A 24,833-nucleotide genomic window follows, 5' to 3' on the forward strand; every position below is an offset into this window, starting at 1 on the left:
ATGTCGACCACCACTGCCCGCACCGGGACCAACCGGAGCTGGATCACCTACGCCGGACTGCTCGTGCTGTCCTGGGGGGTGTGGGGCGCGTTCTCCAGCCTGCCCACCGCCACCTACGGCTACCCCGACGAGATGGTCTACGTCATCTGGGCGTTCACCATGCTCATCCCGGCGTTCTTCGCCCTGCGCGGCAGCACCTGGGACAAGCGGCCGGTCGCGATGCGGTACGGCCTGCTCGTGGGGCTCACCGGCGCCGGCGGCCAGCTGCTGCTGTTCAAGGCCCTCACCCTCGGCCCGGCCTACATCATCTTCCCGGTCATCGCGCTGTCCCCGGCGATCACCGTGCTCATGGCCGTCGTCCTGCTGCGCGAGCGGCTGAGCCGGCTGCCGATGATCGGCGTCGGGCTGGCCCTGGTCGCCGTCGTCATGTTCAGCATCAGCTCCGGCGACGGCACCGAGGGCCGGGGCGCCTGGCTGCTCATGGCCGTCGGCGTCTGCGTCGCGTGGGGTGTGCAGGCCTACTTCATGCGCAAGGCCGCCACCGTCGGGGTCAACGACGGCACCACCTTCGGCTGGATGACCATCAGCGGCCTGGTCCTGGTGCCCGTCGCGATCGTGATGATGGGCGGGCTGCCCTCCGGCGCCCCGTGGCAGGCCCCGACCCTGGCCGCCGGCACCCAGCTGCTCAACGCCGTCGGCGCGCTGTTCCTGGTGATGGCGCTGTCCCGCGGCAAGGCCTCGATCGTGGCGCCGACGACCAACGCGCTGGCCCCGGTGCTGACCATCCTGCTGTCGCTGGTGATCTACCAGACGCTGCCCTCGCCGACCGCCGCGATCGGCATCGTGCTGGCCCTCGTGGGCTCCACGCTGATGGTCTACAGCGACGAGAAGCGCGGGGAGGCGGTCACCGACGGGGCCGTCGTCCAGGACCAGGGCCTCAGGGTCTGACCTCCGTGCCCCAGGTCTCCACCGCCGCCCTCGCCCGCGACGCACGTCGTCGCGGGCGGGGGCTCGGCGCGTTCAACGTCGTCCACCTCGAGCAGGCCCGGGCCTACGAGTCCGCCGCCCGCGAGGCCGGCGTCGGCGTCGTCCTGCAGCTGTCGGAGAACGCGGTCGCCCACCACGGTGGGCTCACCGCCTACGCCGCCGGGGTGCTGGCGCTGGCCCGTGGCTCGGACGTGCCGGTCGCGGTGCACCTGGACCACGCCGAGGACGTCGACCTGGTCTCGGCCGCGGTCGACCTGGGCTTCAGCTCGGTGATGTACGACGGCTCGCGGCTGCCCTACGAGCAGAACCTGGCCGCCACCGCCGGGGTCGTCAGTGCCTGCCGGTCGGCCGGGGTCGACGTGGAGGCCGAGCTCGGCGAGGTCGGCGGCAAGGACGGCGCCCACCACCCCACGGCCCGCACCGACCCCGCCGAGGCGGCCGCGTTCGTCGCCGCGACCGGGGTCGACCTGCTCGCCGTCGCCGTGGGCTCCTCGCACGCCATGGCCGACCGGGACGCCCGGCTGGACGTCGAGCTCGTCGCCCGGCTGGCCGCCGCCGTCCCGGTGCCGCTGGTGCTGCACGGCTCGTCCGGGGTGTCCGACGCCGGGCTCGTCGCCGCCGTCGCGGCCGGGATCGTGAAGGTCAACGTGGCCACCCACCTCAACCGGGTCTTCACCGCCGAGGTCCGCCGGGTGCTCGCCGCCGAGCCCACCCTGGTCGACACCCGCCGCTGGACCACCGCCGGTGCCCGCGCCGCCGGCGCCGAGGCCCAGCGCCTCCTCGAGCTCTACCGCACCGCCTGAGCCGCCTCGGTCAGGACCAGCGGGGGTCGGGGGGCAGGCGGGGGTTGAGCAGGTGCGCGACCAGCGCGGTCCAGCCGGTCTGGTGGGTGGCGCCCAGTCCTTCGCCGGTGTCGCCGTCGAAGAACTCGCTGAAGGTGGGGTGCACCGACCACAGCGGGGAGTCCGAGGACTCGATCCGGTCGCCGTCGGCCGGGCGCTTGCCGTCGACGGGGCGGAACAGCGCGGTCAACCCGTTGTCGATGAGGTCCGCGGCGTCGACCAGGGTGCAGTGGTTGCCCGAACCGGTGGGCAGCTCGATGGTGAACGAGTCGCCGTAGTGCCGGCCCAGGGTGCGCAGCTTGTCCGCCAGCAGCACGTTCACCGGGAACCACACCGGCCCGCGCCAGTTGGAGTTGCCGCCGAACAGCGCGGTACGCGACTCCCCCGGCTCGTACTCGATCCGGGCGTCCCGGCCGCCGACCTTGGCGATCACCTCACCGGTGGACTTCGACAGCGAGCGGATGCCGAACGGGGAGAGGAACTCCTCGGTGTCGAACATCCGGGTGAGGATGCGCTCGAGCCGGTCCTTGTCCACCAGCGAGAGCAGCATCTTGCGACCCTCGGGGGCCGACCGGCTGCGCAACGGCGTCACCAGCTCGGGACGACGACGCTGCAGCCAGCGCAGCCGCTCGGTGACGTCGGGGACCTCCTGGGTGATCCAGTGCGGCACGTCGGTGACGCCGAGGATCGGCAGCAGGCCGACCATCGAGCGCACCCGCATCGGCTGCGGGGTGCCGTCGGGGGCGACGAGGACGTCGTAGAAGAAGCCGTCCTCCTCGTCCCACAGCGACACCTCGTGCGAGCCGAAGGCGTTCATCGCCTCGGCGATGGACAAGAAGTGCTCGAGGAACTTGGTGGCGGTGCCGTCCCAGGCCTTGTCGTACCGGGACAGCTCCAGGGCGATCTTGAACATCTGCTGGCAGTAGAACGCCATCCAGCTCGTCGCGTCGGACTGCTCCAGCCGGTAGCCCGGGGGCAGCGGCGCGGAGCGGTCGAACAGCGCGATGTTGTCCATCCCGAGGAAGCCGCCCTCGAAGACGTTGGACCCGTCGGCGTCCTTGCGGTTGACCCACCAGGAGAAGTTCAGCAGCAGCTTGGTGAACACCCGGATGAGGAACTCGCGGTCGCGGTAGCCGTCGATCCGGTAGACGTGCCAGGCGGCCCAGGCGTGCACCGGCGGGTTGACGTCGCCGAAGGCCCACTCGTAGGCCGGCAGCTGGCCGTTGGGGTGCATCGCCCACTCGCGGCACATCAGCACGAGCTGTTCCTTGGCGAAGTCGGGGTCGACGTGGGCCAGCGGGATGGTGTGGAAGGCGGTGTCCCAGGCGGCGAACCAGGGGTACTCCCACTCGTCGGGCATGGAGATGACGTCGGCCAACGCGACGTGCCGCCACGTGGTGTTGCGCCGTCCCTTCTTCGACCGGTCGGCCGGGGCGGGGACGTCGGGGTCGCCGTCGAGCCACTGGCTGACGTCGAAGCGGTACAGCTGCTTGGTCCACAGCAGGCCGGCGTAGGCGCGGCGGGCCACGTGCCGGTCGTCGGCGGACAGGCCGGGGTGGATGACGGTGTCGTAGAAGTCGTCGGCCTCGGCCTTGCGCTGGGTGAAGACCTGGTCGAACTCCGGCCCGAACATGCCGTCGACCGGCTCGGCCTGGGTCAGCCGGAGCTTGACGGTGACGGTCTCGCCCGGCTGGACGGCGTCCCACTGGTACCAGAACGCGGCCTTCGTGCCGGAGTCGGCGGGGTTGATCGCGGACTTGTCGCCGTGGACGACCCGGCGGTTGATCCCGTCCTTGGGGTACTTCGAGGCGTTGCGGCGGTCGCCGAACAGCCGGACGGAGTCGGTCTCGTTGTCGCAGCACAGCACCTGCGGGTCGCCCTCGGCGGCGAGCACGTAGCGGCCGAGGAACCCGTGCTCGGCCTCGACGGCCTCCAGCCCGGACGCCGTCAGCGTGGGGGCGAGCAGCTGGGTGAGGTGGCCCTGGCGCTTGTCCCCGCCCCAGGACCAGGTGTTGCGGAACCAGACCTGCGGCAGCAGGTGCAGCGGGGCGGCGTCCGGCCCGTGGTTGGTGGCGCTGACGGTGATGCAGACGTCGTCCGGTGAGGCCTTGGCGTAGCTGACCTGGACGTCGAAGAACCGGTCCTCGTCGAGCACGCCGGTGTCGGACAGCTCGTACTCCCGCTCCATGCGCGAGCGCTTGCGGTTCTCCTCGCGGAGCTTCGCGTAGGGGTACTCGGCCTGCGGGTAGCGGTAGAGCCACTGCACCCAGGAGTGCGTGGGGGTGCCGTCGACGGCCCACCAGTGCTCCTTGGCGTCCTCGCCGTGGTTGCCCTCGTCGTTGGTCAGCCCGAACAGCCGCTCCTTGAGGATCGGGTCCTTGCCGTTCCACAGCGCGACGGAGAAGTTGAGGAACCCGTAGCGGTCGCAGAACCCGCCCAGCCCGTCCTCGCCCCAGCGGTAGGCGCGGGCCACGGCGTGGTCGAAGGGGAACCCGGCCCAGGCGTCGCCGTCGGCGGAGTAGTCCTCGCGGACGGTGCCCCACTGCCGGCCGGCGAGGTAGGGGCCCCAGTGCCGCCAGGGCGCGTTCATGTCGGCGGACTCGGCCAGCCGCGCGTGCTCGGCGCTGCGGGGCGCGACGGCGTCCTGCGGGCCCGGTGGCGGGGCCACGGGGACGTCGGCGGGCTTCGGGGTTCGGGCAGACACGCCGACACGGTGTCACGCCGGTGTGTCGGTCTCGTAGACGCCGGGCGGGAAGCGGGCGACGTCACGCCTAGGGTCGGCGTCGTGCGCGCACCCCTGACACACGAAGACGTCGAAGAGCTCGAGGGGCACCGCTCCCCCGACGAGCACCGGGTGCTGGCCGAGAAGCTGCTGGCCTGGGCCGAGGAGGTGCACCCCGACGACGAGCCGACGACGGCGGAACTGCTCTCGGCGGCGGGCTGGCAGCACGACCTCGCCGGGGACACCGACGGCGCGCTGGCGGTGTTCCGGCGGGCGCTGGCCGCGGACGGGGTGACGTACCCCGACGTCCGGGTGCCGATGGTCGCGGTGCTGCTGGCCGCCGGGCGGACCGAGGAGGCGGCGGGCGCCGCGGACGAGCTGCGCCGCAGCAGCCCCGGCGTCGGGGACTGCGCGATGGCGGCGGAGGTCTACGAGCTGGCCGGGGACCTGCCCCAGGCGCACCGCTGGACGGCGATCGGGATGACCCGCGCGGCGCTGCTGGCCGACGACGAGCTGGACGAGCAGGAGCTGGCCCGGCTCACGAGCGTGCGCAGCCGGGTGCGGCTGGCGCTGGGGATGCCGACCGACTGAGCGGTGTGCGGCCCCGCACGGGGCGGGGCCGCGACGGCCACTACTTCTTCTTGGCCTTGGCCTTCTTGCCCTTGGCCTTCACCTTGAGCTGCTTGGCCTTCGCCTTGAGCTTGTCGGTGGCCTTGTCGACCTTCTTGCCCGCCTTCTTGCCGGCCTTGCTCTTGTCCTTCTTGTCCTTGGCCATGCCGGGGTCCTCTCCCTGGATCGCGCTCCGGTGCGGAGTTCACCAGGAGTTCTACCAAACGGCCTTACACCGTCAGCCTGGCGATCGAGCCCACCTCCACCCCTCGTGGTGATCATGGGGTTGTTGCCAGGGACGCGCCGAACGCCCGCGCGTCCACCGGCGAGGACCCCATGATCAACCGCCAGGAGGCGTCAGAGCTGGGGCACGCACTCCCCTGCGCCCAGGCGGGCGAGGCCGGCGAGGTCGCCCTCGGCGAAGTCGAGCAGGCCGCCCCGGGTGGTGGCGTACATGAGCTGCTGGGTGTCCCAGACGTGCTGCAGGCCGACGACGTGGCCCAGCTCGTGCAGCAGGATCGAGCGGGCGATCGCCGCGCCCCGGTCGGTCTCGACGAGCGAGGCGAACTCGGGGCCGTCGAGGGTGACGTTGCCGCTGACGTAGACCCGGGTGCCGTCGGCCGGCGCCGCCCAGGCGCTGCCGCCCAGGCCGGCGACGTCCCCGGCCAGCGCCGGCAGCTGCTCGGGGGTGCGCCAGCCGACCAGCACCGGCGCCCAGCGGTCGCCGTACCGGTCGGGCTGGAAGACCGGGCGGGCATCGCTGGGCAGCTCGTCGGTGACGCCCTCGAAGCGGAACTGCAGCCCGGTGGTGTCCTGCATCCGCACCAGCGCGTCCTGCACCATCGCCTCCGCGCCGACCGGGGCGCCGTCCAGGTTGACCACCACGTCGACCGGCCGGCAGGGGTCGTAGGCGACCGGGGTGGTGTCGTCGGCCTGCAGGGTGACGAAGGCGAAGGAGTCGCTGTCGGGTGCCTCGGGCGGGGCGCCGAGCGGCGCGTCCGCGGCGCCGACGCCGGGGGTCGGGAAGTCGCTGGGGGCCGCCGGCTGCTCGGTGACGGCCTCGGGGGCGGCGGTCGGCGGCGCCGTCACCGTCGACCGGTCGTAGAGCACCACCCCGGTGACGACGGCGACGAGCACGACCAGCGCAAGCACGGTCCGACCGCGACGCCGTTTCCTGGGCGGCAGCGGGAGGGGCTCGTCTGCGAACCAGTCGCGGCCGGTGACCCCCATCGGGACCCGGCCCTCGGCCTCGTCGAGCACCCACTGCGGCACGCGCCCGGACGCCGAGACACGCAGCGGCTGCGTGCTGTCGTGCTCGGTCACTGCTGCTCCCGTCCCCCGTGAGCCCTCAGTGTCCCGGATGCACCGCAGGAGCTGCGGTCACTCGCAGCCGACGCCGTCCCCGTCCCGGTCCAGACCGGCTCGGTAGCCGGGGTCACCGCGGAACACCGGGGCCGCGCCCGCCGCGCGGGCCGCGTCGCAGTTCTCGAAGTAGGCACCCGCCGGAGCCGGCGCCGGAGCAGGGGCAGGGGCCGGGGTGGGGGCCGGGGCCGGGGCCGGGGGCACGGTGGTGACCGGGGCCGGAGCGGGCGCCGGGGCCGGGGCCGGGACGACGGGAGCCGTCGTCGTCCGGGGGGGCAGCGGTCGGGGCAGGAGTGCCGGGCGCCGCGGTGGCGACCGGCGCGGGGAGCACCGCGACGACACCGTCGGGCAGCAGCTGGTCGGGGCAGCTGGAGAGCACGGTCGCCATCGCGTTGTGCTCGGCCTGCGTCGTCCACAGGCCGTAACTGACCTTCACCGCGACCTGCCGGGCCACGTAGTCGCAGCGGTAGGAGCGGTTCGGCGGCAGCCAGGTCGCGGTGTCGCCGTCCCCCTTCTGCTGGTTGAGCCGACCGTCGACGGCGAGCAGGTTCAGCGGGTCGTTGGCGAACTGGGTCCGCCGGGTGTCGTCCCAGCCCTGCGCGCCGGTCTGCCAGCTGTTGGACAACGAGACGACGTGGTCGATCTGGACGAGCTCGCTGGTGCCCTGGCCGCGCTGGAAGGTCAGGGTGACCCCGGCGTAGGGCTCGGCGAGGGTGCCGGAGAGGACGACGCAGTCCCGGGTGCCGGCCTTGAACGCCTCCCCGGTGAGGTCACGGGCGAGGACGTCGTTGCGGGTGTCGCACCCGTTGCGGTCGGTGTCGACCCAGCCGGCTCCGAACAGGTCCCGCTCGTAGCCCGTCTTGGGGGCGCGCCCCTGGACCGGGAGGGCGGCGAGCGCGGCCAGAGCGGTCGTGGGACCGGCGGCGGCCACGACCGACGCGGCGTCGGCGTCGCTGAGCAGCCCGGTCCCCGGGTCGCGGGTGGCGGCGGTGCCCTCGTCGGTCTCCGCCAGGGCCGCTGCTTCGTCCGCCGCGGCGGCCTCGAGCTCGACGTCGGTGGTGGGCGCCGCGGCGCTGGTCGGGGCGGTCGAGGCGGTCGGCGCCACCTCGGGGTCCCCGCCGGCGGCGACGCCGATGCCGAGCAGCACGGCGATCGCGGCCACCGCGGCGAGGAGTGCCGTCTTCATGCGACGGGGACGTCTGGGCTCGGCAGAGGAGGCCGGGGTCGCCGACGGTGCCACGTGCCGCGGCCATGAGGGCACCACAGGCGCAGCCGGCACCGGCAGCGGCGCCCGACCTCCGTCGGCGATCACGACGAAGGCGTCGAGCACCTCGGTGGGGAACGCGGTGTCGAAGCGGAAGTGCACGTCACGGGCCCGGACGTCGGCGCCGGGCACCTGCATCGCCTGCTGGCGCACGGCGGTCCCGTTCGAGCTCAGCTTGGCCCCGTCCAGGTACAGGACGACGTCGTGCCCGGCCCCTCCACGGACCAGCCGCAAGTACTTCGCCTTCCCGTTCGGTGGCACGACGTCGAACCCCAACCGGGCGGCGCGGGCGGCGACGGCGCGGGCGGGAGTTCCGGGTGTCGCGGCCTCGAAGCCGGTGAGCAGTGCCTCGACGGCATCGGACGACATGCGGTGTTTCCCCCGTGACTGTTCTCTGGACGAGCACGGCGATCCTGCGGGGTCTCGGTGGCGACAGGCCGGTCCGACACGCATCGCCATCCCGGGTGCCCCACCCGCCTCACCGATGAGTCCGTGGGCCCGACGGAGTCCAGCCGAGGACACCCCCACCGACAGGAGAGCCCGATGACCATCACGAACGCACTGGCCAGCCTCGCCGTCTCCGACCTGGACCGCGCCGAGCGCTGGTACGCCACCCTGTTCGACCGCGCCCCCGACGCCCGCCCGATGGACGGCCTGCTGGAGTGGCACCTGCCCGACGGCGGCGTCCAGGTGTTCCTCGAGGCCGACCGGGCCGGGCGGTCCGGCGTCACGCTGGCCACCGACGACCTGGACGCGGTGGTCGCGGCGCTGACCGCGGCCGGGATCGACCACGACGGTCCCCAGCAGGCGACGGCGTCCCGGCTGCTGCAGCTGGCCGACCCGGACGGCAACCGGGTCGTACTGACCGGAGCCTGACCGCCGACAAGGCAGGCTGTCCCCCGTGCAGCACATCGGGATCGACCTCGCCTGGGGGTTCAAGTCGCCCACCGGGCTCGCGGTGCTCGACGACGACGGGCGGCTGGTGCACGTCTCCGCCGTCCGCACCGACGAGCAGATCGAGGCCGCGCTCGCCCCGTTCGTCGCCGGCCCCTGCATCGTGGCCATCGACGCACCGCTGCTGGTCACCAACGCGACGGGCAACCGGGACGCCGAGAAGGAGCTCAACGCCGACTTCGCGAAGTTCCAGGCCGGGGCGCACCCGACCAACCAGGGCAAGCCCGAGTTCACCGACGGCGACACCCGCGGCGGCCGGCTGGCCCGTCGGCTCGGACTGGACCTGAACCCCCGCTCGGGCCGGGAACGGCGCGGCATCGAGGTCTACCCGCACGCGGCGACCGTCTCGCTGTTCCGGCTGGGCAAGACGCTGAAGTACAAGAACAAGCCGGGCCGGGAGTTCCCCCAGCTGCAGGCCGAGTTGCTCGTGCTCATGGACCACCTGGCCGCGGTGTCGGAGCTGCAGCTGGGCTCGCTGTTCGCCGACCTGCGCGACCAGGTGGTCACGGCGACGAAGAAGTCGCAGCTGCGGGTGGTCGAGGACCAGGTCGACGCGGTCGTCTGCGCGTACGTGGGTTGGATCGCCGTCCGCCGTCCGGACGACGTGACCACCTACGGCGACGCGACGTCGGGCGCGATCGTCACCCCCACCCTGCCCTCGGACCTGCTGCCGCTGAAGGCCACACCCCCACCCGACCTGGACCCGGTGCCGCGTGCCATCCAGGCCTACGCCGACACCTACCCGGAGACCGTCACCGCTGCAGAATCGGCGTTGGCCCTGGTCAGCGGTCTGCTCAACGAGGCTGGGATCAACTACCTGTCGGTGACCGGGCGGGCGAAGACGATCGCCTCCTACGCGGAGAAGGCGACGCGGGAGATGGACGGCGTCCGGCTGTACGCCGACCCGGCCACCGAGATCGGCGACGTGATCGGCGTCCGGGTGATCACCTACGTGCAGAGCGACGTCGTCGTGGTGGCCGAGCTGCTCGCCGAGCAGGTGGTGGTGCTCGACGACCGCGACCTCGCCTCGCAGACCGCACGCGAGGGCCGGTTCGGCTACGCCAGCCGGCACCTGCAGATCGCCGTCGACCCCGCCCGCGCCGACGAGTGGCCGGCGCTGCGCGACCGGCGGGTGCAGGTCCAGGTGCGCACCGTGCTGCAGCACGCGTGGGCCGAGTTCGAGCACGACATCCGCTACAAGGGCACGGTGCCCGCCGAGCACGCCTCGGAGTTCGACCGCCGGTTCACCCTGGCCGCGGGCCTGCTGGAGCTCGCCGACCAGGAGTTCACCGCGATCCGCGAGCGGCTGCGCGCCCCGGCGATCGAGGCCACCGAGGACGAGGACCCCGACGACCCGCGCATCGCCCCCCGCGAGCTGGCCGCCTTCCTGGCCGGCCAGTACGCCGACGCCGACTGGTCCCGCCCGGACCACTACGACTGGATCTCCGGCCTGCTCCTCGAGCTGGGCGTGACGTCGCTGGTGGAGCTGGGTGACGTGCTCCGGACGGCGGACGACGCCGCGATCGCCGAGAAGATGGGCTACCGGTACCCGCCGGGCGCCGTCCGCCGGCTCGACGACGCGCTGCTGTCGGCGTTCGGGGAGCGGTACGTGGAGCTGCACGGCAACGCGCACCGGGCGCCGGCGCTGCGGGCGAGGCTGGAGAAGCTCACCGGGCGATGAGTCCCGGGCCGCGGCCCGGTCCTCCTCGCATGGGAATCGTGACGACGTCGGCATCGGTGTCCGTGGACGGCTTCATCGCCCACGACGACGACACCCCCGGGCACCTCTTCGACTGGTACGGCAGTGGGGACGTCGAGGTGCCCAACGCCGGGGACCTCCCGCCGTTCCGGCTGAGCCGGGCGAGCGCCGACCACTGGACGACGTGGCGCGCGTCGCTGGGTGCGCTGGTCGTCGGGCGCCGGTTGTTCGACCTGACCGACGGCTGGCACGGGGTGCACCCGCTGGGTGTCCCGGTCGTCGTCCTGACCCACGAGCCGCCGCTCGACTGGCAGTGGGCCGGCCCGTCGACGACGTTCGAGACCTCCCTGGGGGACGCGGTCGCGACGGCTCAGGAGCTCGCCGGGGACGCCGTCGTCGGCCTGGCCGCCGGGACGGTCGCCGGTCAGGCGCTGGCCGCGGGCCTGCTGGACCGAGTCGACATGGACCTGGTGCCCGTCGTCCTCGGGTCGGGACGCCGGTACTTCGGAGACGTCCCCCTGGACACGGTGCTGCTGGGTGACCCGACGGTGTGCTTGCAGGGCGACCGGGTCACCCACCTGTCGTTCCCGGTCAGGGCTGCGGCGCGCTGACCTGCGCGTCGTCGGACCAGCCGAGGCCCGCGACCACCTCGGCCAACGGCGCCGGCGGGCCGTACAACCAGCCCTGCCCGTAGGTGCAGCCCAGGGTGTCCAGCAGCGCTGCCTGCTCGGCGCTCTCCACGCCCTCGGCGACGACGTCCAGACCCAGCCCGGTGGCCAGCCCGACGATGCTGCGCAGCAGCTGGGCCCGCCGCGGTGAGGTGGTGATGGTGGCGATGAACGAGGAGTCGACCTTGAGGACGTCGGCCGGGAGGGTGTCCAGCCGGCTCAGCGAGGAGTAGCCGGTGCCGAAGTCGTCGATCGCGACGACGATGCCCTGGGCGCGGAGGGTGTCCAGCGCGCAGACGGCCTCGGTGGACTCGGCGTCCAGCAGACTCTCGGTCACCTCGAGCACGGTCTCGGCGGCCGGCCACCCGGTCTCGGCGAGGATCGCCCGCACGCGCTCGGGGTAGCCGGGGTCGCAGAGCTCCAGTCCGGACACGTTGACGCCCAGGCGCAGCCGCCGGCCGGTGCGGGCGTACAGGTCGGCGAGCTGGCCGGTGGCGCTGCGCAGCACGTGCTCACCGAGCGCCCCGATGAGGTGGTGCCGCTCGGCGAGGGCGATGAACTCCTCCGGCGGCACCGGGCCCACCCCGGGTCGGTTCCACCGGGCCAGGGCCTCGACGCCGAGGACGGAGTCGGTGGCCAGCTGCTGGATGGGCTGGAAGTACACGTGCACGTCCCCGGCGCGGACGGCGGCGGCCAGGTCGCTGACCAGCTGGGGGACGTCGCCGCCCTCCAGCTCGCAGCGGCCGCGCCCGGCGGCCTTGGCCGCGTAGAGCGCCTGGTCGGCGCGGCGCATCAGCTGGGCCGCGCTCTCCCCCGGCACGTGCTGGGCCACCCCCACCGAGAGCCGCAGCTCGGGGTGCCGGGCGCAGACCCCGCGCACCAGGGCGAGGGCCTCGGTGCCGGCCAGACCGGGGAGCAGCAGCGCGAACTCGTCGCCGCCGTGCCGGGCCAGCACCGCCCCCGCCGGCAGCTCCGACGTCCACGCCTCGGCGACCTGGCGGAGCACCAGGTCCCCGGCGGCGTGGCCCTGGGTGTCGTTGACCGCCTTGAAGCCGTCCAGGTCGAGCAGCGCGCCCGAGAGCGGGGCGTCGTCCCCGGTGGCGAGCAGTTCCTGCATGGCCTGGTCGAAGCCGCGGCGGTTCTTGAGGTCGGTGAGCGGGTCGCGGCTGGCACCCGAGGCGCGCAGCACCAGGCTGCGGGTGACGGTGCCCAGCGCGACGACCACTGCTTGCAGGGCCAGCGCGGTGGGGAGGGCCACATCGCCCTGCACGTGGAGGGCGAGTGTCGCGGCCACCAGGGCGCCCACCAGGTAGGCCGTGCCGACGACGAGGCTGAAGAACAGGTAGCCGACCACGACCACGAACGACATCAACGCGGCGACCACCAGCGCGCTGGCCGCGTCCGGCGCCAGCACGACGGCGACGGCGATCAGGACCACCGCGGAACTGATGGCGACGTGGAAGGCCCAGCGCGGCCAGCCACGCGCCCAGCGGTGGACGACGACCGCGCAGGCGAAGGCCGTGGCGGACAGCGTCAGGAGTGCGACCTCCTGGGCGCCGCGGGTGTCTGCGCCCCAGGTGATGAGCAGTCCGGCCAGCCCGCCGACGACGTAGAAGACGGCGATGGTGCCCGCCATCGCCCGGGGTGTGGCGACCTCGGGCGTGCGGAGCAGCTTCACCGACCCATTTCAGCACCGATCCGGTTCCGCGCCGGGGATGTCGGCGCGGTTCCCCCGGCAGGGTGACCACTGTCGCTACAGCACCCGCACGGGTGCGCCCGCCAGCCAGGCCGCGACGTCGGCGACGGCGTCGCGCCAGAAGACCTCGTAGGTGCGCTCGGTGACGTAGCCCAGGTGCGGGGTGAGGACGGCGTGGCGCAGCTCCCGTAGTGGGGAGTCCACCGGGAGCGGTTCGGTGTCGTAGACGTCGAGACCGGCGCCGCGGATCGTCCCGTCCCGGAGTGCCGCGACGAGGGCGGTCTCGTCGACGATCGGCCCGCGGCTGGTGTTGACCAGGATCGCGGTCGGCTTCATCAACGCGAGCTCGGGTGCGCCGAGGAGCCCGCGGGTGCGGTCGGAGAGCTTGAGGTGGATCGAGACGACGTCCGCCGTGCGCAGCAGTTCGTCACGCTCGACCCGACGGACGCCGACCTCGGCGGCGCGCTCGTCGGTGAGGTTCTGGCTCCACGCGACGACGTCCATGCCGAAGGCCTGCCCAACCCGGGCGACCGCCGAGCCGAGGTTGCCCAGCCCGATGACGCCCAGGGTGGCGCCGGCGAGATCGCGGCCGACGGTGTGCTGCCAGCCGCCGGCCCGCATCGAGGCGTCCTCGACCGAGATGTTGCGGGCGACGGCGAGGATCAGCGCCCAGGTCATCTCGGCGGTGGCCGGCCCGTGCGCGCCGGTGCCGCTGACGGTGATGCCCAGGTCACTCGCCGCGTCGAGGTCGATGGCGGCGTTGGCCGCGCCGGTGGTGACCAGCAGGCGGAGGTCGGTGAGGCGTTCCAGCACCTCGCGGGGGAAGGCGGTGCGCTCGCGCATGGCGACGACGACGTCGAAGCCGCGGAGCCTGGCCACGAGGGCATCGGGGTCTTCCACGTGGTCGGCGAAGGCGACCACCTCTGCCTCGGCTGGCAGCGTCGACCAGTCGGCAAAGCGGGCGGCGGCGGACTGGTGGTCGTCGAGGAGCGCGATGCGGTGCACGTGCTCCGGTCTACTCCCGGTCAGCCCCAGCTGCCTGCTCGGGCCGCGGCGGTGTTGGGGTCCTCGTCGACCAGCCGCCACCAGTGGCCCCCGACCACGGACTCCTCGTCGCCGTCCTCCCCCGGGTCGCCCCGGCGGACGGCGACGCCCATCGACGTGACCACCAGTGCCGCGAGCCCGCAGAACAGCCAGACCGTCGCGATCCCGGCCAGTGCGGGCACGAAGCCGCCGACCAGCAACGGGGTGAGGACGCCGAAGAGCAGCAGGCGCGGGGAGACGGGGTCGTTGACGGTGCGGTCCACGGGGCGGGCTCCTGTCGGGGTGGTCCCGCTCGCATCGGCGCCTGCCCCGTGGTTGTTGAGGCGGTCTCACCCGTCGGCGGGAGAGCAGGGGCTGGCTCCCTCACCGGGGAGCCGCACGGAGAAGGCGGCCCGGTGGCCTTCGTCGGGCAGGTCGAGCAGCAGGAGGTGGTGCCGCCGGTCGAGCTGGGCCACCGCCCCGTGCCGGCGGACGAGAGCGGCCAGCCGCGGGGCGTCGTGGGTGCGGACGCGGAGCAGTTGGTCGCCCGCCGCCACGACCGCGGACTCCCGGTCGACGTCCATCACGACCACGACGTCGCGGGTCAGAGCCTCGGCGGACAACCGGACCTGGATGTGGTGCGGACGGTGACCGGGGGCCTGCCGTACGCAGTCGGCGAATGACGGCAGGTGCCGCGGGACGTCGGTGTACGGCGGCTCGAAACGGTCGCCGTGGGAGGTGTCATCAGGCATGGGAGCCCTCTCGCCCCGGGGCGCCGTCTGGCGCCCCGTCCTTGCCGACCGCAGACGCGGTCGACCCGGTCTTCTCCCGGAGGCACCTTGCGCGGAGCGAGGTTGCCGGGACAGCAAGCCGGGAGGCTGTGCGCTGTCCGCTCTGGACCTGGCTCTCACTTTAGGACGGGGGTCTGACAGAACCGCACCCTGTGGACAAGATCATCGCGGTGGCCGCCGTTCGCGCGAGGCTGCCGGGCATGACGGCAACCCCGCTGCCCACCATCCCCGTGACCACCGACGCCGAGCTGACCGAGCGCTGGGAGGGCCTCCTCGCTCTCGGCAGCCAGCCCTCCCGGCGCTCTCTCTTCCTCGCCTGGCTGCGGCCCGACGGCACGATGGTCCCGCTGTGCGTCCCGGTCGAGGACCTCGACGCCGAGCCCGACAGGCGGGCCATCGGCAACCTGGTCCAGCTGCACGACGTCGTCGCCGAGTCCGAGGGTGTCGACCGGGCCGACCTGCACCTGGCCATGTGCCTGGAGCGACGTGGACCCGCCGGGCTCTCCCCCGACGACCACGCCTGGGCGTCCGCATTGGAGTCGGTGCTGCGCGACCGGGAGGGGCTGGACTGCAGCCTGCACGTGGGGAACGGGCGGGCGGCGGTGTGTGTCCTGCCCCGGCCGATGTGGCCGGCTGCCTGAATCGTGCTTGCCGCGCGCGGTGGTGGTCCGGACCATCACGTCATGGCGACGCTGCACCTGAGGAACGTCCCGCCCGAGGTCATCGCCCGACTGGAGGTCATCGCGGTGGCCGAGCGGTCATCCGTGAGTGCGGTGGCCGTGCGCGAACTCGACATGCTTTCCCGGCGGGCGGACAACGCGCGACTGCTGAACAAGCTCCCGGACACCGACGTGTCGACCGATGTCCTCCTGACACACCTCGACGCGGGCCGCGACGAGCGGTGATCGTGCTCGATGCGTCAGCGCGGCTGTCGGCCCATGCTGCACGCGGGCCCGGCCCGCAGCGCTCTCACCACCGAGCAGGTGCACGTCCCCCACCTGGCTGATGTCGAGGTCGCGTAGGCCCTCCGTCAGATGGCTCGCTGCGGTGTCATCGCCGAGGAGGCGGCTCATCGAGCTGTCACGACGTGGTCAGAACTGGGGCTGGTCCGCCACTCGGTCCAGCCCCTGCTGGCGCGGGTGTCGGAGCTCCGCGACAACGTCACGGCCTGCGACGCCAGCAACGCCGCGCTGGCCGAGGTCCTGGGGTGCGCACGGCTCATGGCCGACGCGCGGCTGGTCAGGGCCGGTGTCATCAGGTGTCCGGTGACGGTCGTCCCGCGCTGAAGCGCACCACGGGGCGATCCAGGGAACTCGGGCGTTTCGACCCGAGGCTCCACGAACGGCCGTCACCCCTGACGACAGCGCTCTGAACTCGAGCTGAGCTGCATCACGAGATTCCCGTCCGACAAGTGGAATCGACTGTGCAGAGGGCCATGGGGCGCTCCCAGCAGTGCGAGCTGCACCAGGCGAGGCGCGCTGTCGGCTGCGGACGTGGCCGGAATGTCAGAGGACGCCAGTACAACCACCACGTGGCATCTCTCCAGCTGGCGACCTGCGGCCCAGATCCGATCGCGCACGGTGAGGCTCTCCGGGCAGTGTGCGGGTACGCGAGGGCTGACCGCTGGCTCCACGTCCTGACGCCCAGCCACGCGACCGGGCACTGGGTGCAGGTGCCGGCTTACCCGTTCGGCGTCTACGACGCTCAACCGGCCGACACCGTTCCCGGCTCCCTCCTCCTGAGCGTGCTGGCGGCTCAGGGACTCTGCGGCCTGGACCGGTCGGTCGACCTCCGGGACTTCACCCGCGAAGTGCAGGGGTGCTGCCCCTGGTCGATGGAGTACTGGGCGCAGCCGACGGTCGGCCCTACTGGCAGCTCCCCGTCAAGGACCTGGACGAGGGCCCCGTCGTGGACGTGCTCGATGCGGCCCAGTCGCTGAGCGACCCCGACCGAGCAGCGGCCGTGCTGCATCACCACCGCCGGGACCTCTTCCCGCTGCTCACCGCGAGCACGCGCCGAGTGGTCCACCCCTTGGCGGCGGCCCTGTCCTGCACGCCCTGGGCCGTCATCCACCGAGACCTCACATCGAACGACCCGGGGTTCACCCAGCTCGAGACCGACGTCGAACAAGAGCTCGGGGTGCGGCTGACGCGCCTGCGGCTGCACGACCTGCTGACCTGGCTGGTGGTCACCCGCCGCTGGGCGGACGCGCTCGCCGCTGGGGCGGCAGCGCCCCCGACCTGACGGGCTACGTCACCCCGCCGCCCGAGGCTCCCCGCCGAGCAGGAAGAGGCCCAGGTCGACGTCTCGGGCGGTCCAACTCAACCCTTGCGCAGTGTTGACGTCGTGGCGCATCGACTCGATCAGCGTCATGTAAGCGCCGTAGCCGTACTCGGGCTGGAAAGCGACACCGAGGGCCGTCAGCCCGATGCGTGCGCGCTTGTCGTACACGGCCATGGTGTCGGGAGACGCGGCGACGAGTAGGGCGGATGCCACGGAGTACGAGGCCCTGGATCGGAAGCCCGGCAGAGCCTGGAGCTCAGTGCGTGCGGCCTCTGCACGCTCAGGCACAATCGCTCCCTTCGCCCGCACTGCCCTGACCGCCCGCCCCGTGACACGCCGCACCTCCTCATCAGAGACGCGATGCAGGTCAAGAACCCACTTGGCGTTGGCCTGAATTCGCTTCCAGAACACGAGCGCGCCGATGTCGGCCTTGCCAGCGGACCCGTTGTCCGCGATCCGTCCCTCCACCTCCCGCAGCACCTCGTCGTACACCCCGAACGTATGGTCCCCTCGGGCTGCGACGAGCCGGTCGATGTCGTGTGGGCTCAGCATCTGCTTCTCCTGTCTCGCGGTCAGACCGCGCCGAGTCGGTGCGCGACGGCGTCCCCGCCCACCCGCCGAATGAGGTCCAGGTCCCCGCAGACCACCAGCAGGTCCCGGGCCCGGGACAGCCCGACGTAGAGCATCTCCCGGGCCCGCGCCTCGTCGCGGAACCCGTTGACCGCCAGGACGACTGCCGGCCGCTCCAGGCCCTTGAACCCGAGCACGTGGCCGTAGAAGAGGTCCTCGTCGTCCCAGTAGGAGGCCCAGTAGGCGTCCTGCCCGGCGGCCTGGCGCTCGGCCTGGACCGGGTGTCGGCGGTAGGTCGTCAGCAGCGCCAGCGCCTCCGGGGGCCAGCCCTCGTCGAGCAGCTCCTCGGCAACGCCGTCTGCGGCGTCGACGGCGTCGTCGGTCGCGCACGGCACGAAGCGGACGGGCGCACCGGTCCCGCCCAGCAGCCTCATCTGCGCCGGCGCCAGGCTGGAGAACGTGCCTCCGATCTGCTTGGTGTTCCGCAGGTTCTCGTTGAGGTCGTAGGTGCCGAGCTCGACGGTGGGGCGGCCCTGCCGGGCGAAGACGCGCTGGCCCTCGTCGGCAAACACGTAGAGGCAGCCGCCGTCGGGGTCGCGCAGCGACGCGAGCACCGCCGGCCACCAAGACTGGTCGAAGTCCTGGGCCTCGTCGACGACGATCGCGTCGAAGCGCTCCTCGGACGGCAGCGCGGATGCCAGCTGGACCATCTGCTGCGGCAGCCGCTCCTCCCAGTAGGGACTGTCGTCGTCGGTGCCCCGTTCGACGCCCCACCGGATGCCGAGCGCGTGGAACTCCCCCACGTAGGCCGGTTGCTGCTTGGGCGGCAGCAGGGCCACGCGGCGGCGGAGGAACTCGGCCAGGCCGCGGGAGTAGCAGAGCAGCGCGACCCGCTGACCCGCGGCGGTCAGCCGTCGGGCCTTCTCCACCGCCAGCCAGGTCTTGCCCGACCCCGCGCCACCGCGGATCTCGACCCGGTCGTGGGACTCGCAGAAGTCCAGCAGCTTGGCCTGCTCACGGGTCAGCAGCTCGACGGTGGCCTCCCGCTCCCCGAGCTGGGCGACCAGGTCGGCCTGTGGGATCAGGGTGCCGACCAGGCAGTCCACGAGCAGGTCGACGTCGTCCTTGGTCGGGGCGTCGGGCTGGTTGTCCGCCTGCCGCAGGGCCGAGGAGATCCGGCCGGCCGCGACCGGCAACTCGCTCCGGTCGATCAGCGCCCAGCGCGGCGCATCGGGTGCGGCGAAGCCCTCGGGCAGCGTCGTCGTCGGCAGGGCGACCATGTGCACCAGCCGCGGGTTGCCCCGCGACCACCGCGGCGCGGCCCACAGGAAGTCCCGAAGGGCGTACTTGCACTTCAGGGCCTGTTCGACCGGGTGGATGGCCTTGCTCTTGCCGCCGGTCTGCCACCACTGCCCGTCACGCAGCGAGACGCTGCCGCCCTTCACCTCGAGGACGGCGACGCCGTGTCCGGGCCAGGCGACGATGACGTCGGCCTCGCGGTCGGCGCCGCGGTCGGTGAACCGCTGGTTGCAGATGAGCACCGCGTCGTCGGGCAGCTGGTCGCACAGCGCCGTGACGAACAACCGCTCCGCGTCCGAGGCGAACGCCGCGTCCACCGGGACCATCCGCGCTGTCATGTCCGCTCCCCCGTGTCCGCGGGTGTCGGCACCGACACCCGCGCGGGCAGCATGTCAGGCAACCGGCCCTCGGCCGTCGACATGGCGGCCCGCCGCGCGGCGGCCAGGGCCCGGCCCGCGTCGAGCCTGGCTCGCAGCACGGCCCGCTGCGCCGCGGCCTTCTCCCGTGCTTCCTGACGGACGTCGAGCAACCGATGCTGGACCGGCGTGGCGGCGCCGACGACGCGGAACAGCGCCGGAGAGGGCGGCTGGACCGCCAGGTTCAGAGCCGCGAGATCGCTGCCCACCAGCGGCACCGGGACGACGAGGACGTGCCGGGCGACCCAGTCGACGAGACGCAGGGACCGTTCGCGCCCGAGGTCGAGCAGCGGCCACAACCGGATGCGGAGCAGGGACAGCAGCCGCGGGTCGAGCAGCCGGCGGGCCTGCCCGGCCAGGGTGTCCAGGGCGGCACCCTCCCGTTCGTGGTCGGCCGGAGCCATCCACCAGGTGAGCAGGTCGCCCTCCATCGGCATGCCCAGTCGTCGTTCCACCGCCCACCGGCCCTCGCCGTCGAGCCACGCGCTCATCAACCCGGGCTGGTGCCAGCGCACGGAGTCCCCGTCGGCGATCCAGGCCGGGGGGACGGCGGCGTCCTGGACGAAGAGCGCAGTTGACACCTCGGTGGCCGTCGGCACCTCAGAACACCGTCCCGCGGTGCTCGCTCATGCAGTCGTGGCACTCGTCGCCATCCATGTGCCATGCCGAGCGCTGCCGGCGGCACAGCGCGCACCAGCGGACGGCGGCGCGGCTGGCTCCCACCAGCGCGGCCGCGACGGCGGCGACCTCCGCGGGGCGGACCAGCAGGTCGGTCAGGTCGAGGACGTGCTGGTCGACCGGGTGCAGCACCGGCCGGTGGTCCTCCCAGCGGCCCTCGGGGCGGGCGAGCGCGAAGGAGGACTGGTCGACCCCCAGCAGGAGCTGCGCGGGCTCACCGCTGACGAACCAGGTCCGAGAGAGCAACCCTCCCTCGGCCTCCAGCACGTCGGCGCCGCGGCGCCATCCGCCGCCGAGCACGTCGACCAGGAGGCCCACCGGGAGCCCCACCTGCGCTTCGACGACCCGCTCGAGCTCGGACACGGAGACGCCATCGTCGTCATCGTCGTCGGGCTCGGGGACCCTGGCCGGTGGCGGGAGCGGTGCCGCGCCAGCAGCGACGTCCTCGACGACGTCCCAGAAGTCCACGAGATCGAACGGGAAGGCCAGCGCCACCTCGGCACCGGGACCGCCCAGCCACACGTGGTCGTGGCCCACGCGCAGCTGGACCTCAGAGCCGGCCAGCCTCGCCAGGTCCGCGAGACCGCCGGAGTCGGTGTCGTCGAGCAGCTGCGCCAGGTCGTGCACCTCCGTGGTGAGTCCTGCGACCTGCTGCTGCCGGGCCAGGTCGGGGTGCCAGCGGACGCCGGACTTCATGAGCACCACGTGCAGGACCTGCTCGTCGATGTCGGCGTGCGGGGCCGCTCGGTTCTCGATGGCCGCCAGCCGGTGGACGCGCAGGCGCGTCCTCTGGGCAAGCTCCGGGAGACTCAGCCCCAGGACCGCGCGCATGGCCCGGAACTCCACGCCGGTGGGGATGGGCCCCTGCGGCATCTCCTCGGCCGGGTGCCAGTCCGGGGAGTTCATCTCGGCCTCGGTGGGCAACCGGTCGGTCCACCGGCGACGTACGCCGCTCACCGGTCGATCCCGTGGTGCCGCCCGGCGCAGTCGTTGCAGACTCCGCGGTAGCCCGAGAAGTCCTCCGGGGCGTGCGGACGGCGGCAGGTGGGGCACCAGCGGAAGCTGCGCCGCCGAGCCCGTGCGAACTCGTCGGCCGCTGCGGCGAGCCACTCCGGGGAGCAGAGCAGATCGTCCCGACTGAAGGACCGCCCCTGGTCCCACGCGACCTCGACGTCCCCGGCGGCGGCGACCGGCGCCAGGGTCAACGTCCCGAGCCCCACGCCGAGGGCCACCTGCGCCGGCTCACCGCTGACGAACCAGTCCACCCCGGCGTCGTCCAGACTCACCCGCCGCCACCCGGCGCCCACCGCGCGGACGACGTCCTCGCCCCCGACCCCGAGCAGGTCGGCGAGCTCCCGCTCGTCGGTCGTGGGGTCGTCGTGGGACCCCCAATCGTGCGAGCACCCACGGCAGACGAACGCCGCCTGGTCCTCGAACACGATGCACCCGGCCAACGCGACCAGGCCACGCTCGGCGGCCAGCGCCAACTCCGCCGTCGGCATGCCGTGCACCACGCGCACCGCGTCCTCGACGCCGCACTCCGGGCACACCTGCCCCCGAACCACTCCGTACTCGACCAACCCACACCCCCGTGCTGGTCGCCCCCGTGACGACCGGATGCGGACTGTGGCACAGGGGTCCGACAAAACCCCCGGCCATCGCTCCTCCCGGCTCCGACGCGCTAGGTTCGGCCCGTGGAGCGGAGCGGACTACCCCGCCCTCCGTGGCGGGTGTAGTCACGGACAAGGAGCCCCCATGGCTCACTCCCCGCACAAGCAGTGGAAGGGCTGCCGGGTCTGCCGGCCCCACAGGGACCGCCGCCTCGGGCGGTCCCACCGCGACCCGTTCCGCGAGCTGAGGAAGCTCGGCAAGCTCTCGCGCGTCAGCCGCCAGGACCTGGGCGACGTCGACCTGGAGTGACTGCAGCGGGGTGGGTCGCGTCCGACGGCGTGACCCACCCCGTCGCTCAGCGGGCCGGCCGGCGCCGGTAGAGCTGCGCCGGCTTGCCGACGGTCCCCTCCCGCACCTCCCCCGACACCTCGTCCAGGGACGGGAGCATCGCCCGCCGGAACGTGTCCGCCGAGCGGGGCAGCCGACCGAGCACGGCCTCGTGCACCAGGCGCAGTTCCCGCAGGGTGAACGGCTCGGTGACCAGGCCGGCGGGGTCGGGGTCGGCGCGGTAGCCGGCGCGGACGTGCTCGGCGGCAAGCATCACGATCGCGTCGTGGTCGAACGCCAGGCCGCGCACCTCGTCGCACGGGCGGTGGGTGACGTCGTCCGGACGGCGCTCGAGCACCGGCGCCAGCTCGGCCCACGGGACGACGTCGACGTGCGCGACGCTGAGCACCCAGCCACGGCTGTCCCGCGCCGGGTCGTCGAACACCCGCAACTGCTCGGGATCGCGTCCCCGGAGACCCACCTTCACCCGCAACGAGCGCTGGACGGCGTCGGCGAGCCGCTCCCCCTCGTGGAGGAAGGTCCCCGGCAGCCGCCAGGTCCCGTCGTCCGAACGGACCACCAGCACGTCGAGGGTCGACGAGTCCGGCGGGACCGTCAGCACTGCGGTGTCGACCGCGAGGGACGGGCGCTCGTAATCGGTGAGGGCCTTGCCTGCGGAGTCGAGGTGCACGGCTTGACTTTAGCGCAGAACCCGCCTATCTCTTGTTACAGCGAACTTGCGCTAACTTGCGCTAACTAGAACGGGGTGGTCAGCATGACCCGCATCCGACTGCACGTTGGGCAGGGCACCCACCGCGGCTCCCTCACCGTCTTCCCGGTCTGGACGGACGCCGCGCCCGTCACCGGCCTGCTCACCGGCGCTGCGGCCCAGGTCGACGTGGTGGAGCGGGCCGGCTCGCCGTCCGTCGACCAGCTCGTCGTCACCAACCGGACCGAGAAGCCCGTCCTCCTGCTGGCCGGCGAACTGCTCGAGGGCGGCTGGCAGAACCGAACTCTCACAGCGTCCACCGTGCTGGCACCGGCCACCCCGACGGTGCTGCCTGTGCTCTGCGTCGAGCACGGCCGATGGGGTGGCGGCGAGGCGCACCGCCGCCAGGCGCGCCGGGCACCCGTCGCGCTGCGGCCCGACCTCGAGCACCCCGATGCTCAGGCCCGGGTGTGGCGCCGGGTGTCCGGCTACACCGCGGTCGCCGGCCCCTCCCCCACCGACTCACTGCTCGACCGGCTGGACCGCACCCGTCCCGAGGCCGAGCGCCTCACCGCGGGCCTTACGCCCCTGGCCGGGCAGAGCGGCGTCCTGCTGGGGATTGCCGGCCGACCGGTGTCGCTCGAGCTCTTCGGCTCCCGCCGGTCCTTGACCGAGCACTGGATGCCGCTCCTCGAGGCAGCCGCCCTCGACGCGCTCGGCCGCCCGGCGGTCCGGACCACCGCGGCCCTGGCCCGCGCCTTCGCCGAGCGGGTGCAGGGCACCGACCTGACCGCGGTCCGCGGCGCCGGCGCGGGCCGCCGGTACAGCGGGGGTGGCCGCGTGCGGGTGGACGACGTCCGCTGGCGCGACCGCACCGTGCACCTGAACGCCCTCGACCTCACCCACCCCGTCCTGGAGGCGTCATGACCATGCCCCGCTCGCACCGCGCCGCCGGCGCGGTCATCGGCTCCGCCGTCGGGGACGCCCTCGGCGCCCCGTTCGAGTTCGGACTGGCGGGGCGCTTCTCGGCCCGATTCCCCGTTGACGCCCGCGGGTCGGCCACGGAGATGTGCGGCGGCGGGTCGCTCGGCTGGGAGCCGGGCGAGTTCACCGACGACACGCAGATGGCCCTGCTGGTCGCGCAGTCGCTGGTCGAGCGCGGCGGCCTGGACGAGGCCGACCTCTTCGAGAGGTTTCGCCGGTGGGCCGACGCTCCCCCGCCGGACATCGGCACCCAGACCCGTGCCGTCCTGGGTTCCGGCTGGCCGTGGGACGTCGCCGCGAGCGAGCACTTCGCCCGATCCGGGCATGCCGCCGGCAACGGCTCGCTCATGCGGACGACGCCCGCGGCCGTGTTCTTCGCACCCCAGGGGAGGACGGCGACGATGAACGCCGCGCGATGGATCTCCGCGCTCACCCACGGTGACCCGTCCGCCGGGGAGGGCTGCGCGGTCTTCCACGAGCTCGTCCGGGTCGCCCTGGACGGCGGGGACCCGCTGGCCGCCATCGACGACGCCCTGGCCGCGGTGGCACCCGAGCACCGCGACCGATGGGCGACCGTGTTGGCCCCGGACTGGACGCCGGCGGACGCGACCGAGAGCAACGGCGCAATCTGGCCGACGCTGGGGCAGGCGTTCTGGGCGCTGCGCGGGGCGACGTCGTTCGCGCAGGTGATGCGCCGGGTGATCGACCTGGGCGGGGACACCGACACGGTCGCCGCCGTCGCCGGCGGACTGGCCGGCGCGGTCTTCGGCATCGCCGGCATCCCGATGCGCTGGACATCGGTCGTGCACGGCCGGGTGCCCGGGCACGGCGACCACCAGTGGGACCTGACGGACGTGCACGCCCTCACCGCAGGGCTCACCGACGGTTCGACGGCGAGGTACGAGGCGCCGCAGACCCGAGGGATCGAGCCCCGGGAGGTTGCGGACGGCGTGTGGGCCAGCGACCTGGACGGTGCGCGCCACAGCTCACGGGACTTCGCCGTCGTGTCGTTGTGCCGGACCGGCGAGCCGTTCGGCCACGAAGTCCAGCGGTTCGCCTACCTGACCGACGACGACGCCAACAGCGAGCTGGACGCCGTGCTCGCCGACGTCCTGGACGACATGGCTGCGCTGCGGGCCGAGGGGCGCCCGGTGCTGGTGCACTGCTTCGCGGGGCAGTCCCGGACCGGCCTGGTGCTGCGGGCCTGGCTGCGCAGGACCGAAAGTCTGTCGGCACGGGAGGCGACCGAGCGGGTCGCCGAGACCTGCCCCCACCTGGGGCTCTGGAACGACAGCTTCACCGCCGCGCTCGAGCGCGTGCGCTGATCAGGGGAGGGACA

General features: G+C 73.2%; 25 protein-coding genes and 1 riboswitch. Of the genes, 11 read left to right on the forward strand and 14 right to left on the reverse strand.

Going from position 1 to position 24,833, the window contains the following annotated elements:
- Both F1C76_01975 and F1C76_01980 read left to right on the forward strand, forming a co-directional pair.
- Positions 1–948 carry a DMT family transporter gene (locus F1C76_01975; GenBank protein ID QNG35537.1) on the forward strand — a complete coding sequence of 316 codons (948 nt, stop codon included), beginning with the start codon at positions 1–3 and terminating at the stop codon, positions 946–948.
- A gap of 5 nt (positions 949–953) precedes the next feature.
- Positions 954–1,790, forward strand: coding sequence for a class II fructose-bisphosphate aldolase (locus tag F1C76_01980; GenBank protein QNG35538.1), 837 nt, complete (start codon positions 954–956; stop codon positions 1,788–1,790).
- A gap of 10 nt (positions 1,791–1,800) precedes the next feature.
- Here the strand turns inward: F1C76_01980 and F1C76_01985 are convergent, their stop codons facing one another.
- Positions 1,801–4,497, reverse strand: a complete 2,697-nt coding sequence (locus F1C76_01985; protein ID QNG38941.1) for a glucosidase — start codon at positions 4,495–4,497, stop codon at positions 1,801–1,803.
- A 117-nt stretch (positions 4,498–4,614) separates the two neighbouring features.
- On the opposite strand from F1C76_01985, the gene F1C76_01990 reads away from it, so the two are divergent.
- The gene (locus tag F1C76_01990; protein ID QNG35539.1) at positions 4,615–5,142 is read left to right on the forward strand and encodes a hypothetical protein; all 528 of its coding nucleotides are present in this window, start codon (positions 4,615–4,617) and stop codon (positions 5,140–5,142) included.
- 375 nt (positions 5,143–5,517) lie between these two features.
- Here F1C76_01990 and F1C76_01995 read toward each other — a convergent pair whose 3' ends face one another.
- The 3 genes from F1C76_01995 to F1C76_02005 form a co-directional block, all read right to left on the reverse strand.
- Positions 5,518–6,390: a matrixin family metalloprotease gene (locus tag F1C76_01995; GenBank protein QNG38942.1), complete on the reverse strand. Its 873-nt coding sequence runs from the start codon at positions 6,388–6,390 to the stop codon at positions 5,518–5,520.
- Positions 6,391–6,595: 205 nt separating this feature from the next.
- A complete protein-coding gene (locus F1C76_02000; protein QNG38943.1) occupies positions 6,596–7,708 on the reverse strand; it encodes a DUF1524 domain-containing protein in 1,113 nt (370 codons plus the stop codon).
- A 181-nt stretch (positions 7,709–7,889) separates the two neighbouring features.
- A complete protein-coding gene (locus F1C76_02005) occupies positions 7,890–8,192 on the reverse strand; it encodes a hypothetical protein (protein QNG35540.1) in 303 nt (100 codons plus the stop codon).
- Positions 8,193–8,329: 137 nt separating this feature from the next.
- Here F1C76_02005 and F1C76_02010 point away from each other — a divergent pair, with 137 nt between their 5' ends.
- The 3 genes from F1C76_02010 to F1C76_02020 are packed head-to-tail and all read left to right on the forward strand — an operon-like array spanning position 8,330 to position 11,050.
- The gene (locus F1C76_02010) at positions 8,330–8,662 is read left to right on the forward strand and encodes a VOC family protein (protein QNG35541.1); all 333 of its coding nucleotides are present in this window, start codon (positions 8,330–8,332) and stop codon (positions 8,660–8,662) included.
- 25 nt (positions 8,663–8,687) lie between these two features.
- On the forward strand, positions 8,688–10,421 hold the full coding sequence (locus tag F1C76_02015) for a DUF429 domain-containing protein (protein QNG35542.1): 1,734 nt from the start codon (positions 8,688–8,690) through the stop codon (positions 10,419–10,421).
- Positions 10,422–10,450: 29 nt separating this feature from the next.
- The gene (locus F1C76_02020) at positions 10,451–11,050 is read left to right on the forward strand and encodes a dihydrofolate reductase (protein ID QNG35543.1); all 600 of its coding nucleotides are present in this window, start codon (positions 10,451–10,453) and stop codon (positions 11,048–11,050) included.
- Here F1C76_02020 and F1C76_02025 read toward each other — a convergent pair.
- The 4 genes from F1C76_02025 to F1C76_02040 form a co-directional block, all read right to left on the reverse strand.
- Positions 11,031–12,785 (reverse strand): bifunctional diguanylate cyclase/phosphodiesterase, encoded by a 1,755-nt coding sequence (locus tag F1C76_02025; GenBank protein QNG35544.1) that lies wholly within the window; start codon positions 12,783–12,785, stop codon positions 11,031–11,033. The genes F1C76_02020 and F1C76_02025 overlap by 20 nt on opposite strands.
- 75 nt (positions 12,786–12,860) lie before the next feature.
- Positions 12,861–13,808 (reverse strand): D-2-hydroxyacid dehydrogenase family protein, encoded by a 948-nt coding sequence (locus F1C76_02030; GenBank protein ID QNG35545.1) that lies wholly within the window; start codon positions 13,806–13,808, stop codon positions 12,861–12,863.
- A 20-nt stretch (positions 13,809–13,828) separates the two neighbouring features.
- A complete protein-coding gene (locus F1C76_02035) occupies positions 13,829–14,110 on the reverse strand; it encodes a hypothetical protein (protein QNG35546.1) in 282 nt (93 codons plus the stop codon).
- A gap of 66 nt (positions 14,111–14,176) precedes the next feature.
- Positions 14,177–14,578, reverse strand: coding sequence for a hypothetical protein (locus tag F1C76_02040; protein ID QNG35547.1), 402 nt, complete (start codon positions 14,576–14,578; stop codon positions 14,177–14,179).
- Between the two features lie 32 nt (positions 14,579–14,610).
- Positions 14,611–14,727: riboswitch (SAM riboswitch) on the reverse strand.
- A 90-nt stretch (positions 14,728–14,817) separates the two neighbouring features.
- Between F1C76_02040 and F1C76_02045 the strand changes: the two genes are divergently transcribed.
- The 3 genes from F1C76_02045 to F1C76_02055 all read left to right on the forward strand — a co-directional run bounded on the left by F1C76_02045 (position 14,818) and on the right by F1C76_02055 (position 16,861).
- A complete protein-coding gene (locus F1C76_02045; protein ID QNG35548.1) occupies positions 14,818–15,258 on the forward strand; it encodes a hypothetical protein in 441 nt (146 codons plus the stop codon).
- 42 nt (positions 15,259–15,300) lie between these two features.
- The gene (locus F1C76_02050; protein QNG35549.1) at positions 15,301–15,522 is read left to right on the forward strand and encodes an antitoxin; all 222 of its coding nucleotides are present in this window, start codon (positions 15,301–15,303) and stop codon (positions 15,520–15,522) included.
- A 913-nt stretch (positions 15,523–16,435) separates the two neighbouring features.
- Positions 16,436–16,861, forward strand: coding sequence for a hypothetical protein (locus F1C76_02055; GenBank protein ID QNG35550.1), 426 nt, complete (start codon positions 16,436–16,438; stop codon positions 16,859–16,861).
- 9 nt (positions 16,862–16,870) lie between these two features.
- On the opposite strand, the gene F1C76_02060 is transcribed toward F1C76_02055, so the two are convergent.
- The 6 genes from F1C76_02060 to F1C76_02085 form a co-directional block, all read right to left on the reverse strand.
- On the reverse strand, positions 16,871–17,392 hold the full coding sequence (locus F1C76_02060; protein QNG38944.1) for a hypothetical protein: 522 nt from the start codon (positions 17,390–17,392) through the stop codon (positions 16,871–16,873).
- 80 nt (positions 17,393–17,472) lie between these two features.
- The gene (locus F1C76_02065) at positions 17,473–19,107 is read right to left on the reverse strand and encodes an AAA family ATPase (protein ID QNG35551.1); all 1,635 of its coding nucleotides are present in this window, start codon (positions 19,105–19,107) and stop codon (positions 17,473–17,475) included.
- On the reverse strand, positions 19,104–19,784 hold the full coding sequence (locus tag F1C76_02070; GenBank protein ID QNG35552.1) for a hypothetical protein: 681 nt from the start codon (positions 19,782–19,784) through the stop codon (positions 19,104–19,106). The genes F1C76_02065 and F1C76_02070 overlap by 4 nt, the downstream gene beginning before the upstream one ends.
- Position 19,785: 1 nt before the next feature.
- Entirely contained in the window at positions 19,786–20,820 is a 1,035-nt protein-coding gene (locus F1C76_02075; GenBank protein ID QNG35553.1) for a helix-turn-helix domain-containing protein, read from the reverse strand.
- Complete coding sequence (locus tag F1C76_02080; GenBank protein QNG35554.1) at positions 20,817–21,413, reverse strand: hypothetical protein; 597 nt, start codon at positions 21,411–21,413, stop codon at positions 20,817–20,819. The genes F1C76_02075 and F1C76_02080 overlap by 4 nt, the downstream gene beginning before the upstream one ends.
- Positions 21,414–21,829: 416 nt before the next feature.
- Positions 21,830–22,492, reverse strand: coding sequence for an NUDIX hydrolase (locus F1C76_02085; GenBank protein ID QNG35555.1), 663 nt, complete (start codon positions 22,490–22,492; stop codon positions 21,830–21,832).
- An 84-nt stretch (positions 22,493–22,576) separates the two neighbouring features.
- On the opposite strand from F1C76_02085, the gene F1C76_02090 reads away from it, so the two are divergent.
- Both F1C76_02090 and F1C76_02095 read left to right on the forward strand, forming a co-directional pair.
- Positions 22,577–23,437, forward strand: coding sequence for a hypothetical protein (locus F1C76_02090; GenBank protein ID QNG35556.1), 861 nt, complete (start codon positions 22,577–22,579; stop codon positions 23,435–23,437).
- Positions 23,434–24,819 carry a hypothetical protein gene (locus F1C76_02095; protein QNG35557.1) on the forward strand — a complete coding sequence of 462 codons (1,386 nt, stop codon included), beginning with the start codon at positions 23,434–23,436 and terminating at the stop codon, positions 24,817–24,819. The genes F1C76_02090 and F1C76_02095 overlap by 4 nt, the downstream gene beginning before the upstream one ends.
- The last annotated feature ends 14 nt before the right edge of the window (positions 24,820–24,833 follow it).

It is taken from the genome of Geodermatophilaceae bacterium NBWT11, from assembly GCA_014218215.1.
Classification (GTDB): Bacteria; Actinomycetota; Actinomycetes; order Mycobacteriales; family Geodermatophilaceae; genus Klenkia.

Excerpts from the sequence above, each read along its gene's own strand:
- F1C76_01975 (QNG35537.1), top strand. The coding sequence starts at position 1 with ATGTCGACCACCACTGCCCGCACCGGGACCAACCGGAGCTGGATCACC.
- F1C76_01995 (QNG38942.1), bottom strand. The coding sequence starts at position 6,390 with ATGGGGGTCACCGGCCGCGACTGGTTCGCAGACGAGCCCCTCCCGCTG.
- F1C76_02000 (QNG38943.1), bottom strand. The coding sequence starts at position 7,708 with ATGAAGACGGCACTCCTCGCCGCGGTGGCCGCGATCGCCGTGCTGCTC.
- F1C76_02010 (QNG35541.1), top strand. The coding sequence starts at position 8,330 with ATGACCATCACGAACGCACTGGCCAGCCTCGCCGTCTCCGACCTGGAC.
- F1C76_02020 (QNG35543.1), top strand. The coding sequence starts at position 10,451 with ATGGGAATCGTGACGACGTCGGCATCGGTGTCCGTGGACGGCTTCATC.
- F1C76_02040 (QNG35547.1), bottom strand. The coding sequence starts at position 14,578 with ATGCCTGATGACACCTCCCACGGCGACCGTTTCGAGCCGCCGTACACC.
- F1C76_02045 (QNG35548.1), top strand. The coding sequence starts at position 14,818 with ATGACGGCAACCCCGCTGCCCACCATCCCCGTGACCACCGACGCCGAG.
- F1C76_02050 (QNG35549.1), top strand. The coding sequence starts at position 15,301 with ATGGCGACGCTGCACCTGAGGAACGTCCCGCCCGAGGTCATCGCCCGA.
- F1C76_02065 (QNG35551.1), bottom strand. The coding sequence starts at position 19,107 with ATGACAGCGCGGATGGTCCCGGTGGACGCGGCGTTCGCCTCGGACGCG.
- F1C76_02090 (QNG35556.1), top strand. The coding sequence starts at position 22,577 with ATGACCCGCATCCGACTGCACGTTGGGCAGGGCACCCACCGCGGCTCC.
- F1C76_02095 (QNG35557.1), top strand. The coding sequence starts at position 23,434 with ATGACCATGCCCCGCTCGCACCGCGCCGCCGGCGCGGTCATCGGCTCC.